At 30.6% G+C, this 13,026-nt stretch carries 14 protein-coding genes, 1 pseudogene and 1 riboswitch; of the genes and pseudogenes, 9 read left to right on the forward strand and 6 right to left on the reverse strand.

All coding sequences use genetic code 11. From position 1 onward, the window contains the following. Positions 1 to 150: 150 nt before the first annotated feature. Positions 151 to 253, reverse strand: a riboswitch (purine riboswitch). A 213-nt stretch (positions 254 to 466) separates the two neighbouring features. From NSU06_RS10950 to NSU06_RS10965, 4 genes and pseudogenes are all read left to right on the forward strand, one after another. Continuing rightward, complete coding sequence (locus tag NSU06_RS10950) at positions 467 to 874, forward strand: general stress protein (protein WP_017175179.1); 408 nt, start codon at positions 467 to 469, stop codon at positions 872 to 874. A 215-nt stretch (positions 875 to 1,089) separates the two neighbouring features. Then, the gene (locus tag NSU06_RS10955) at positions 1,090 to 1,749 is read left to right on the forward strand and encodes a hypothetical protein (protein WP_019834714.1); all 660 of its coding nucleotides are present in this window, start codon (positions 1,090 to 1,092) and stop codon (positions 1,747 to 1,749) included. Between the two features lie 128 nt (positions 1,750 to 1,877). Further along, a pseudogene (locus NSU06_RS10960) lies at positions 1,878 to 2,376 on the forward strand (DNA-binding protein); the annotation flags it as partial. Between the two features lie 356 nt (positions 2,377 to 2,732). Then, the gene (locus NSU06_RS10965; protein ID WP_145420147.1) at positions 2,733 to 4,124 is read left to right on the forward strand and encodes an L-cystine transporter; all 1,392 of its coding nucleotides are present in this window, start codon (positions 2,733 to 2,735) and stop codon (positions 4,122 to 4,124) included. Positions 4,125 to 4,180: 56 nt separating this feature from the next. Here NSU06_RS10965 and NSU06_RS10970 read toward each other — a convergent pair whose 3' ends face one another. Further along, the gene (locus NSU06_RS10970) at positions 4,181 to 4,936 is read right to left on the reverse strand and encodes an NADPH-dependent oxidoreductase (protein ID WP_101804333.1); all 756 of its coding nucleotides are present in this window, start codon (positions 4,934 to 4,936) and stop codon (positions 4,181 to 4,183) included. A gap of 155 nt (positions 4,937 to 5,091) precedes the next feature. Here NSU06_RS10970 and NSU06_RS10975 point away from each other — a divergent pair, with 155 nt between their 5' ends. From NSU06_RS10975 to NSU06_RS10990, 4 genes are all read left to right on the forward strand, one after another. Further along, positions 5,092 to 5,871: a 2-keto-4-pentenoate hydratase gene (locus NSU06_RS10975; protein WP_017175680.1), complete on the forward strand. Its 780-nt coding sequence runs from the start codon at positions 5,092 to 5,094 to the stop codon at positions 5,869 to 5,871. Between the two features lie 402 nt (positions 5,872 to 6,273). Then, positions 6,274 to 6,843 carry an alkyl hydroperoxide reductase subunit C gene (gene ahpC / locus NSU06_RS10980; RefSeq protein WP_002447989.1) on the forward strand — a complete coding sequence of 190 codons (570 nt, stop codon included), beginning with the start codon at positions 6,274 to 6,276 and terminating at the stop codon, positions 6,841 to 6,843. Positions 6,844 to 6,857: 14 nt separating this feature from the next. Further along, the gene (gene ahpF, locus NSU06_RS10985) at positions 6,858 to 8,381 is read left to right on the forward strand and encodes an alkyl hydroperoxide reductase subunit F (protein ID WP_054105612.1); all 1,524 of its coding nucleotides are present in this window, start codon (positions 6,858 to 6,860) and stop codon (positions 8,379 to 8,381) included. A 248-nt stretch (positions 8,382 to 8,629) separates the two neighbouring features. After that, entirely contained in the window at positions 8,630 to 9,259 is a 630-nt protein-coding gene (locus tag NSU06_RS10990; RefSeq protein ID WP_017175678.1) for an NDxxF motif lipoprotein, read from the forward strand. A gap of 96 nt (positions 9,260 to 9,355) precedes the next feature. On the opposite strand, the gene NSU06_RS10995 is transcribed toward NSU06_RS10990, so the two are convergent. Both NSU06_RS10995 and NSU06_RS11000 read right to left on the reverse strand, forming a co-directional pair. Then, a complete protein-coding gene (locus NSU06_RS10995; protein ID WP_017175677.1) occupies positions 9,356 to 9,934 on the reverse strand; it encodes a histidine phosphatase family protein in 579 nt (192 codons plus the stop codon). Positions 9,935 to 10,211: 277 nt separating this feature from the next. Continuing rightward, positions 10,212 to 10,460, reverse strand: coding sequence for a GlsB/YeaQ/YmgE family stress response membrane protein (locus NSU06_RS11000; protein WP_002447983.1), 249 nt, complete (start codon positions 10,458 to 10,460; stop codon positions 10,212 to 10,214). A 320-nt stretch (positions 10,461 to 10,780) separates the two neighbouring features. Between NSU06_RS11000 and NSU06_RS11005 the strand changes: the two genes are divergently transcribed. After that, positions 10,781 to 11,038: a helix-turn-helix domain-containing protein gene (locus tag NSU06_RS11005; RefSeq protein ID WP_017175676.1), complete on the forward strand. Its 258-nt coding sequence runs from the start codon at positions 10,781 to 10,783 to the stop codon at positions 11,036 to 11,038. A gap of 58 nt (positions 11,039 to 11,096) precedes the next feature. On the opposite strand, the gene NSU06_RS11010 is transcribed toward NSU06_RS11005, so the two are convergent. The 3 genes from NSU06_RS11010 to ssb form a co-directional block, all read right to left on the reverse strand. Beyond that, a complete protein-coding gene (locus NSU06_RS11010) occupies positions 11,097 to 12,041 on the reverse strand; it encodes a hypothetical protein (protein ID WP_101804334.1) in 945 nt (314 codons plus the stop codon). Positions 12,042 to 12,223: 182 nt separating this feature from the next. Next, entirely contained in the window at positions 12,224 to 12,466 is a 243-nt protein-coding gene (gene rpsR / locus NSU06_RS11015) for a 30S ribosomal protein S18 (protein ID WP_002447994.1), read from the reverse strand. 41 nt (positions 12,467 to 12,507) lie between these two features. After that, positions 12,508 to 13,023 carry a single-stranded DNA-binding protein gene (gene ssb, locus NSU06_RS11020; protein WP_002447969.1) on the reverse strand — a complete coding sequence of 172 codons (516 nt, stop codon included), beginning with the start codon at positions 13,021 to 13,023 and terminating at the stop codon, positions 12,508 to 12,510. Between the last annotated feature and the right edge of the window lie 3 nt (positions 13,024 to 13,026).

The raw sequence follows: 13,026 nt of genomic DNA on the forward strand, positions 1-13,026 counted from the left end.
TCTATAAGTGAACAAGTACGATACACATTCATTTGTAACTTAGAAGTAAATAATTTAGATTTATAGATGATAAACACTACTTTACATTATACAAATGATAATATAGTATAAGACATCTTAGCCAATCCTCAAACTTCTCATTAACTTCCTTACCTTTGTACTTGAACTCATAGTCGCGTTGTTTATGGCAACACGGTAGAAACTTCTAAAGCCATATTCTTCAGATTATATGAGCAATATAAATTATTTAATGATGATAGCAAATTTTAAGCTTATTTTCAATAACTGATGGAGAGTTTATCCTTGTAATCACACTACTTATAAATGTAAGCGTTTAATATCATATAAAAAAACTGTATTTGTAAAACACATATGTTTAATTATATAATTATATAGAAACGTTTTATATCTATTCATTAGGGTATAAATATTTAAAAGTAGCATGAAATGATGGAGGACGATGAATATGCCAGATATTACAGTTATAGATAATGAAAATCAAATTTACAATGTGATTGAAAAGAAAAAAGCAGAAGGATATTCAGAAAATGAGATATTTGTTATCAGTAAATCTAAATTACATTTAGATGATTTACATAATTCTCAAGTAACACTTATAGCAACAAGTGGTTCATTCAGTGATCGCATGTCACGCTTATTAACCGGTGAAGATGGTGAAGAAGCTGTATTGAATAATTTCAAACTATCTGATAACCAAGCAGAACAATATAAAAAAGATATGCTTGATGGCAAATTTTTAGTAATCGCTAGAAAAGACGCTTCTTCACATAATGAAGTTGAAAAAAACAACGCAGCTTATGAAGAAGTTGATATCACTCATTACGCTAATGAGTCTAAGGGTCCAAAATCTTAAAAATAAGTTTAACCATTCATTGTATTTATTCATGTCGATTGTTAAATGAATATAATTTCTTACAAATTAACAGTCAAAAATTAATATATGCTTCTTTCAAAGTAAAGTGTGAATCATTTATAACTTTGAAAGAAGTTTTTTAATATATTTTGTATTATGATGTGCTACTTTACAAATGTGCTATACTTAAAAAAATATGATGCGGGGAGATCGCTATGAAATTTCACACTATTCATTCTTTAGAAGACGCTTATTATCAAAAAGCCGTCGAGTTTTATAATAAACAATTAGATGTTGATTTTTTTGAAGACAGCATTATCACAAAACGGTCCTTACAGAATAATAAAACAGAAAATGATTATGTTTTTATTGTTGGTATTGAGAAAGAAAATATAATCAGTTTGGCTACAGCGCACTACGAGGCAACAACAAATTCAGCCTTTTTAGTCCACTTATTAGCTGTAGTTGATTCAAACTATGATGAAATCATATCTCAAACTTTAAATGAAGTTGAAACTCACCTAAATATATTATCTAATAAAGTACATGCTAGAGATATTAACTTTTTAATGATTGAAGTCCCGAAACTTGATAATAGTATATTAGATAATCAATTAATTAAACGACGTCATCATACCTTATTAGAAAATGACTTTGAACAACAATATGACATTGATTATTTGCATCCTAACTATACGTTTGAAGAAACACCTATACGTACTGACTTATTTATTAAATCTAACATTGAACTTACAAAAGACATCTATCCTGCTAGTGTGAAATCTAATTATATTCTCAAATATGTATTTGCGAATGGAATTTCTAGAGATATTATATACCCCCTTTTAGAAAAGATGAATTTACGTTTACCTTGATAGAACACTTGAAAAGCGCGATATAAAAGGTTAAACTAATATGCGAGGTTAGACTGACGTGTCACTAACCGAAGACAAACGTCAGTGTAAATGAACAATATTCTATAGATACGAAAGGACTTCAAATTATGTTAACTAAAGAATTCGCTCAACGTGTCAAACTAAGTGAAAAACAAGTCCGCAAAATCGTCCAACATTTAGAAGAACGAGGATATCAACTTAGTAAGACTGAATATCGTGGTCGTGAAGCTACAGACTTTAAAGAAGAAGATATTGAACTTTTCCAAGATATTGCAGAAAAGGTAAAACAAACAAATAGCTATGATTTAGCTTTCGAAGAATTAGAAAAAGAAAAAGATTTTTTACAAGTTATCGTTAAAGAAGACCAACAACAGTTACCAGCTGATCAAGGCGTCACACAATTGGTAGAAGACTTACGTACGGAAATACAAAAAATGCGTGAAGAACGTCAAATGTTAGGTCAGATGATTACTCAAGTTCATCAACAGCAAAATGAACTTAAAGAATTACAAAGTCAAATTACTGAAAAATTGAAAGCAAATAATGAGTCATTAGCTGCCATCCAAACATCACAACAAGCCATTCAAACTGCTCAAAAAGAACAATCTGATTATACTAAAAATAATTTAGTTAAAGAAATTAATGATAACAATCAACAAGCGATTGATAATTTAAAAGAACATCAAACTTATGTTTCATCTTCAAATGAGAAAAAAGGATTCTTAGCTAGACTATTTAATCTTTAATGTAACAATTGTATATAGTGCTATTTACTAAAACAGGATTGAAATTAAAAAGATTTCGATCCTGTTTTTTCGTTTTAATACTCATTTAGTGTCTATTTATAATTAATTTGTAAAAATATTTAGTAATTTATGTTATTTAAAGTATTGAATTATTATATATTTAATACTATTCTTATGAAATGTGTCGGATTTAACTAATAAAAGGAGAATCATTATATGGGAACATTATTTTCAATTATTAATATTGTCATAATGTTGATTTTCATTATCGGCTTATTCATTATGGCTAAAAAACATGTATCATTCCCTAAACGAGTCTTTACCGCTCTAGGATTAGGAATTGTATATGGTATTATTTTACACCTTATTTATGGTGTTAATTCTAAAGTGCTTGAAACTACAACTGATTGGTTTAGCATCGTTGGAGATGGCTATGTGACATTATTACAAATGATTGTTATGCCTCTTATTTTTATTTCTATTGTTTCAGCATTTAGTAAGATACAAATTGGCGATAAATTTGCTAAGATAGGTTCTTATATTTTTATGTTTTTAATTGGTACTGTCGCTATTGCAGCCGTTGTAGGTATTTTTTATGCCATTGTATTTGGCCTTGATGCTTCAAGTATCGATTTAGGTAGTGCAGAACATGCACGAGGAAATGAAATTAGTAGTGAGGCGAAGCAACTTACAGCGAATACACTACCACAACAAATTCTTGAATTATTACCAAACAATCCGTTCTTAGATTTTACTGGTCAGAGAACAACTTCAACTATTGCAGTAGTAATATTTGCCATTTTTGTAGGATTTGCATACTTACGTGTTGCACGTAAACAACCTGATAATGGTAGCTTATTAAAACGTGGTATTGATGCTGTTTATGCTCTCATCATGTCAATTGTTACCTTTGTTTTAAGATTAACTCCTTATGGAATTATCGCAATTATGGCTTCTACAATTGCTACAAGTGATTTTGCAGCAATTTGGACATTAGGTAAATTCATGATTGCATCTTATGCAGCTTTACTTACAATGTATGTTATTCATTTAATTATTTTAGCGATTATGGGAATCAACCCTATTCGTTATGTCAAAAAAACACTTGAAGTACTGATTTTTGCATTTACATCACGTTCAAGTGCAGGAGCGCTTCCTTTAAATGTGCAAACTCAAACGCAACGTTTAGGAGTACCTGAAGGTATTGCAAACTTCTCAGCTTCATTCGGCTTGTCTATTGGCCAAAATGGATGTGCTGGTATTTATCCAGCAATGCTTGCTATTATGGTTGCTCCTGTTGCTCATGTTGACATAGATATACCATTCATTCTTACACTAATTGCTGTTGTAGTTATTAGTTCATTTGGTGTAGCTGGCGTTGGTGGCGGTGCAACTTTCGCTTCAATTCTTGTATTATCAACTTTAAACTTACCAGTTGCATTAGCGGGTGTATTAATTTCTATCGAACCAATTATTGATATGGGTCGTACTGCTCTAAATGTCAATGATTCTATATTAGCAGGTACTGGTACAGCACGTTTAACAGGTAACTTAGATAAAGAAAAATTTAATTCTAATCATTATGGAGAATTATCCACAGAATCATAAATAACAAGAGAGGCAGAATTTCGAACAAATTCTGCCTCTCTTTTTTCGGTTTTATTTTATCTTTTCATTAATCCAGATTTATTTAATTGCTCTAACATATCTAATCGTGCTTTTCCACTTAAAAATCCAGCAACTTGTTGAGACCAGGTTTCATTTCTCACACCATTTGTACGGTCTTGATAATATTTACTAACCAATTGATCATAAGCGTTTAATGTTTCTTTTTGTTGTGCATTATTACTATTATAGACATTTTTATGGAAGACATGTTCAAAAGGTAAACGTGGTTTTGGTGATCCATTTTCATCCTCAGCTGGCTCCCCTACAGCCATACCAAATAGAGGGAAGGCATATTCAGGTAAGTCTAAAATCTCACGTACACGTCCGACATCATTGCGAAGCGAACCTAAGTATACAATGCCATAGCCCATATCTTCAGCTGCTAAAGCAATATTTTCTGATACTAATGCAACATCAATGGCACCAACTAATAAGCCCTCAGCTGACTCAAATGACGTCTCCATGTGTTGTTCTACATCTTCATTAATAAGACTATGACGATAATAATCTAAAACAAATACAAATAAATAGCCATTATCTACCACATAATGTTGACCTGATACTTCTTTGAGTTCTGCTTTAATTTCTGGGTCTTCTACTCCAATAATTGAATATGTTTGTAAATAACTAGATGTTGAAGCACTTTGCCCAGCTTCAACTAACTTTCTAACAACGTCTTCACTTAAAGGTTGATCTTTAAATTTTCGAACTGAATGATGTTTTTTAGCTAATTTGTAAACATAATCTGACATTAAGTCCACTCCTTTTTTAATTACTGAATATATGTTAACAATTTATATTTTATTTTTCTTCCAAATTGCCCTTTATTTTAAATTAAGATTTGCATGCTAAACTAATTAAAGTTATCATAATAATGACAATTTTCAGATATCAAAGGAGAGATACTATGACTCACGCTAACAAAGAAGTTTCAACAGCCTTATATCAAGCTTTTACATCAAAAAAACCGATTGATTTTATCAGTTCCTCTTTTGAACTAAATGAGTTAGAAGCCTATCACACACAAGATGATCTCATTAATCAATTAAAAAATAAGCAAAAATCAGAAATTAAAGGTTACAAAGTAAGTATGACAAGTGCCGCCACTCAAGCCATTGCCAATACAAATGAGCCTGCGTACGGTACTATTTTATCTACTCAAGTAGTCGAAGGTGGTAACTCCATCTCATTATCAACATTATTTGATCCATTACTTGAACCTGAACTTATCTTTGAATTAACTGCAGATTTACCAGAGAATGCAGATGTTCAAACCATCTTAGAAAGTGTAAAAGTAGCTCCAGGTATTGAAATTCCTGACGCACGTTATAAAGATTGGTTCCCTAACTTTGCTTTATCAGATTTAATTTCAGATAATACTGCAACAGGTTTAATTGTGGTTGGAAAAAGAGTAACACCTCTTGATTACAAATCGTTTGCTGATATTAACTTAAAGTTATTTAAAAACGATCAAGAAATTGAAACAGGACATTCTAGTGACGTACTAGGAAATCCTATTGAATCTATAAAATGGTTAAATAAAAAATTACATTCACATGGAAAACGTTTAGAAAAAGGTCAATTTATTTCTTCAGGTACATTTATTTCACCACTACATTTAGAAAAAGGTATTTATATTGCTGAATACGAGAAAGTAGGAAGTGTAAAAGTAGAAGTCAAAGACTGATTTTAATAAAATAATATTGAAAATACTTGATACTCTCTTCAGATTTATATGTTTCATAGCGTAACTTGAAGAGAGTTTTCATCTATTATTTTTGATTTCCATTATCAAATACTTTCCTTTAGTTGAGAATAGATTTAAGCGAAAAGATGTATTTGTATTTACAATTTACATTTTTTAATTAGGAAAAATAAACCTCACAATATCTTAAAAAAGTTAATATTTTTTATATAAACCTTATTATATCAGTGCTTTATAATGTTTTTCTTACTTTTAAGTATATTATGTTGACGAAATAAAATCTACATGTAATAATATTAATCAAGAGATTAGAATTATTATAAATAAGCAATAATTATTATGTAGTTCTAATTAATATTCGATAAATCAGGAGGAATTTAAGTTATGTCTTTAATTAATAAAGAAATCTTACCTTTCACAGCTCAAGCATATGATCCTAAAAATGATGAATTCAAAGAAGTAAGCCAAGATGATTTAAAAGGTTCTTGGAGCGTTGTTTGCTTCTATCCAGCTGACTTCTCTTTCGTATGTCCAACTGAATTAGAAGATTTACAAAACCAATATAGCCAATTACAAGATTTAGGTGTTAATGTATTCTCAGTTTCAACTGATACTCATTTCGTACACAAAGCTTGGCACGATCATTCAGACGCAATCAGCAAAATCCAATACACTATGATTGGTGACCCTTCTCAAATCATCACTCGTAACTTCGATGTATTAGATGAAGAAGCAGGTTTGGCACAACGTGGTACATTTATCGTTGACCCTGATGGTGTAGTTCAAGCAGCAGAAATTAATGCAGATGGTATTGGCCGTGATGCAAGTACATTAGTAAATAAAATCAAAGCTGCACAATACGTACGTCAACATCCAGGTGAAGTTTGCCCAGCAAAATGGGAAGAAGGTTCTGAATCATTACAACCAGGATTAGACTTAGTAGGTAAAATTTAAGGAGGCATTTAAGTATGCTTAATGCTGATTTAAAACAACAATTACAACAATTATTACAACTTATGGAAGGCGATGTAGAATTTAGAGCAAGTATCGGCTCTGATGATAAATCTAAAGAATTAAAAGATTTATTAGATGAAATCGCTGAGATGACAGATCATATTACAATCGTTGAAAAAGAATTAAAACGCACACCAAGTTTTCAAGTAAGTAAACCTGAAGAAGATACTGGTATCACATTTGCTGGTATTCCTTTAGGTCATGAGTTTAATTCACTTGTGCTTGCCATTTTACAAGTAAGTGGTCGTGCGCCTAAAGAAAAACAATCAATCATTGATCAAATTAAAGGTCTTGAAGGTAACTACAATTTTGAAACTTATGTAAGTTTAACTTGTCAAAAATGTCCAGATGTAGTTCAAGCATTAAACTTAATGAGTGTAATTAATCCAAATATCACTCATACAATGATTGATGGTGCTGTATTCCGTGAAGAATCTAAGGATATCATGGCAGTCCCTGCTGTATTTTTAGATGGTGAAGAATTCGGTAATGGTCGTATGACAATTTCTGATATTTTATCTAAACTTGGCAGTACACAAGATGCTTCAGAATACGAAGATAAAGATCCATACGATGTATTAATCATCGGTGGTGGGCCAGCAAGTGGTAGTGCTGCAATTTATACTGCGCGTAAAGGTTTACGCACTGGTATTGTTGCAGATAGAATTGGTGGTCAAGTTAACGATACAGCTGGTATTGAAAACTTTATTACTGTTAAACAAACCACTGGATCAGAATTCTCTTCTAATTTAGCTGCACATATCGAAGAGTATGATATTGATGCTATGACTGGTATTCGTGCAACTAAAATTGAAAAAACTGATAAAGCTATCCGAGTAACTTTAGAAAATGATGCAGTTCTTGAAAGTAAAACTGCTATTATTTCAACTGGTGCAAGCTGGCGTAAATTAAATATTCCTGGTGAAGATCGCTTAATCAATAAAGGTGTTGCCTTCTGCCCTCACTGTGACGGACCTTTATTTGAAAATAAAAACGTTGCAGTTATTGGTGGTGGTAACTCTGGTGTTGAAGCAGCTATCGATTTAGCAGGAATAGTTAAACATGTGACGCTATTTGAATTCGCTCCAGAACTAAAAGCGGATACAGTGTTACAAGAACGTTTACGTTCTTTCCCTAATGTTGATATTCACACAAATGCTAGAACTGCCGAAGTTCTAGGTGAAGATCATGTTACTGGTTTAAGCTATGAAGATATGTCATCTGGTGAAATGAAAGAATTAAGCTTAGATGGTATCTTTGTACAAATTGGCCTTGTGCCAAATACAAAATGGATTGGTGACGCAGTAGAGTTAAATAGCCGTGGAGAAGTCGTTGTGGGTCGTGAAAATAACACAAACATTCCTGGTATTTTTGCTGCTGGTGACGTTACTGACCAAAAATATAAACAAATCATTATATCAATGGGTTCAGGTGCTAACGCAGCATTGAGTGCATTTGATTATATTATTAGAAATTAATTTACAGTTTAACTTTCTACATGAAAGTAAGACTTAGAACTTAACCTATCAAATATCTTCATTTTAAGCAGAGTCATTTTATTAATGGCTCTGCTTTTTTAATTTATTTTTTTACTGATATTGCCACAATTTGTTCATAGATTTATATTAATTTTAAGTCTTAAACATTCAATTCTGTTTCTATAAATGATACTCTATTATTATGCTTAAATAGAAACGTTTACTAATAAAGGAGATTATTGAAATCTATGAAAAAGAGTATGATTATTAGTAGTTTTTTAGCATTGTTATTAATATTAAGTGCTTGTGCACCTAATAATGATAATAACGAAGACAATCATAATCAAAGTAACGGTGTTAATGCACCGAAACATGCTAAAAACTTAACTGAAAATGATATTTTTACATCGAATAAATCACATCAAAAGCTTACTGAAGATGAAATGAACCAAGCAATCAAAAAATATCTAGATGTTAATAGTGATATTTTAGATAATAAATATATAATGCAAAGTCAAATCGACCGTCAAAGTTCAGGACAAACAAAAATCACTGATAAACAAGCTACAAAACTTAGTAATTTATCTAATATTGCTGTTAAAAATGACTTACACTTTAAAAAATATGTTGAAAATAACACATTGCCAGACGGCTATAAAGATCATGTAAATCGTATTATTAAATACTTTCATGCTTTGAATAGTACAATTGCAAATGTTGATGAAAGTATCGAACAACTGAATTACCAACCTCAAAATACAATTAACGTTGTAGATGTTCCTACTCATTATGCTGGAGATGTAAATGGAAACCAACAAAATAAAATCAAATCTTTCTTAAATAAGAAAGATATCAAAACAGATGTTTTTGATAAATAGAATAGGTAGTATCCGTTTGAATATGTTATTCAATCCATTAATGGTGACGTCTAATATATAAAAAATCTGAGACGATGAATGATGTCTCAGATTTTTTTATAACTCAATAAGATATGGCTTACAATTTTCAATTACTTTAGTTAATGCTTCTTCTTTATTTATATAGCCAAAGTAAACCATAATACAACGTATCACAACTTGATGTGCAATAATGACTATCGTGTGATTATCTTGAATATGGATCGTTTCGAAAAACTGTTTCACTCTATGATAAACATCATTATAACTTTCCCCCTCAGGCGCTTTTTGAATAAAGCTATGTCGAAAATCTTTATAATTTGAATCATGAAAATAGCGATGATACTTATTATTTTTCATAAGTTTATCCTTAAATTGACCTTCAAATAGACCCAATGAACGTTCACGTAATAATGAGGTAACTGTAGTTGGGATATCGTAAGGGAAGATATATTGATATGTTTCTTTTGTTCTTGTTAAATCAGATACATACACATCATCAATTTTTATATTATAAAAATACGTCTTTAAGTTTTTTGCACTTTCAATGCCCCTTTCAGTTAAAGGAACGTCTAACTGACCACAATAATATGCTCGATTGTACTTATTATCGTAATTAGACTGTGATTCACCATGTCGAATAAGATATAAATTCATGTTTTACCTCCTATTTCAATTTATTATATTAAATAATAATTGAATGAAGTCTACTAATAATACAAATTATATATTTTTAAATAATATAAGTTTTTATGATTGTCAATATTTATATTGCATGATACTATTAACTTGTAGTTATTTAATAACTACAAGTCTTTTATATTCATGAACATAATACTCCTGGATGACGTCTTAACCCGACGTCATCCTCTTTTTTTAGTTTAATAAATAAAAAAAGAGCACTACATAACGTAGTCCTCTTTAAATACTATACTTATTTTTTGATTGCTTTTAAAATTAAAGAAACAATAAAAATAAGAATAATTGCACCGATTAATGCTGGGAAGATTGGTACTCCGCCCCAAACAGGACCCCAAGTACCTAACAATTTACTTCCGATGAATGAACCGATTAAACCAGCAATGATATTACCTAAGATACCACCAGGGATATCTTTACCCATGATCATGCCAGCAATCCAACCGATTAATCCACCAACTATTATCATAATAATAAAGCCCATAGTTAGATTACTCCTTATAGTTTTATTTTATTTACTTCTTATTCATACCACCTATTTCAATTTTATAAACATCATTATTAAAATAATTTATTTTTTATAACAAAAACAACTAAATAATAACACCCACATATTTTATTAGTATTTATTCAATTAATGATTAAAAATATAAGGCTCCTAAAAATAGCAACTATTTTTATATAAAATACTTGCTAAACATTATGAACAAGCATATTATAATAAAATATATAAAAGACTTAATAAATTTTCATATAATAAAATTTTGTTTATATACAAAATTGATACTTAGGAGGTTATGTATTATGAGTTCACATGCACTGTATAACTTAAGAAAAAAAAGACATCTTGAAATTAATGAATTAACTGAAATCCTAAACAAAAAGTATGGCACACATTACGAACCACATCAATTATACGAATGGGAAAATCATCAACATGAACCAAAGTTCAAAGATGCAATGATTCTGGCAGATTATTTCAATACATCTTATCAAGTTCTAGTTGAAAGTAAATATAAAGAATATCAACAACAATTTGATGATGTTGATATTCGACTATAAACAACTTTAAAGGAACAAAACATATTCATGTTGAATATAATGTCTTGTTCCTTTGTTTTTATTCTTCGGTATTTGTACTTTGATGATTTGGTTGTGCTTGTTCATTACGATCCATTTGAGAAGTTGTGGATTCTTCTTTAGTTTGTGTAGAAGCGTCTGTTGAAGTTGAATGATTGTTCTCGGATTGATTCGATGTCTGGACATCATTTTGAGTTTCAGATTGCGCGCTATTTTGATTTTCTTCATTAGATGATGTATGTTGCGTTTCATTATTATTCTTTGTTTCATTATTTTGTACATCATTATTTCGTTGTCGGTTACTTTGTTCTAATTTACTTTCATTCATTTGTTTTCTTTTAGCTTTTTCTTCATCTGTCATATTATTATAATTATCAACAATACTACCTGTATGTTTATCTACAATAGCTACATAAGGTGTACCAGTACCATAAGCGTCACTTGCTGCATAATCTATATAATACATATCGTCAGTACTTTTACTAGGATTGTAATTAAATTCATTTCTTAAACGATGTCCAAATCCTTGATTTTTATACCAATCATAGACAACATCCTCTGCTTGCTGAGGTGTAAGTTCTTTATTCGAAGAATCGTTTGATTGATTGTCACTAGTTGAATGACTTTCATTTGTAGTCGTTTCATTATTTCCATTGATTCCGTTTTCAGATTGGTTTTGAGTATTCTGTTCGGATGACTGAATACTATTATTATCATTTGGTTGAATATCTTCAGTTTGATTATAATTAGTATTTTCATCATTATCATTTTGTTGTGTATCTGATGAATTTATATTCTTCTCATTATTAGTATCATTATTTTTATTTGAATTATTAGGCGTTTTATTTTTATTATCATTCTTCTCAGTTTTTTGTTTATCCTCTAAACTATCATTATTTCCGCCTGGTAAATGAATATTTAAATCACAAGCACCCAAAAGTAAAGTAGATGCAACAATACCTGCTAATAAATGTTTTCCTCTCATTATCATCAAAACTCCTTATGTATATCTCTTTTAATGATAACATTTTATATTGCACCCATTAAAGATATTACGCAATACATTTTAAAATCAACTTAATATGTATAATCTGCTCATTTTTTATTACTCGACATAAAAATAACCCCGCAAGCCTTGAGCTTACGGGGTTTAACACTAATTATATATTAGTTTTCGTCTTTAACATATGGTAATAAAGCCATATGACGAGCACGTTTAATAGCTGTAGTCAACATACGTTGATATTTAGCTGAAGTACCAGTTACACGACGTGGTAAAATTTTACCGCGTTCTGAGATAAAACGTTTTAATAATTCAGTGTCTTTATAATCAATATGTGTAATACCATTTGCTGTGAAATAGCATACTTTTTTACGACGACGTCCGCCTCTTCTTGGTCCACCTGCCATGGTTAATTACCTCCTTTTATATTTTTAATCTCATTCTTTCGTTAGAATGGTAAGTCATCATCACTAATATCAATTGGACCATTCGCATTTGCAAATGGGTTATCTGATTGATTATTGTTTGATGCACGATTGTTATTATTATTATAAGATGTATTTTGTCCTGATTGTGAACCACCAAATCCTTGGCCATAATCTTGGAAATCATTATTTCCTTGATGACGTTGTCCACCTTGTGCATTTTTAGGTTCAAGGAATTGAACACTATCCGCTACAACTTCAGTGACAAATATACGACGACCTTCTTGATTTTCATAACTGCGTGATTGTATGCGACCATCAACGCCAGCTAAACTACCTTTTGAAAGATAGTTATTTACGTTTTCTGCTTGTCTTCTAAATACAACAACGTTAATAAAGTCAGCTTCGCGTTCCCCTTGAGCATTCGTGAAAGTACGGTTAACTGCTAGAGTAAATGTCGCTACACTTACGCCTGAGGGAGTACTTCTGTATTCTGGATCCTTAGTTAAACGACCTACTAATACAACTCGATTTATCATTTC

Source organism: Staphylococcus sp. FSL W8-1270 (genome assembly GCF_038007165.1).
GTDB classification, from domain to species: Bacteria; Bacillota; Bacilli; order Staphylococcales; family Staphylococcaceae; genus Staphylococcus; species Staphylococcus hominis.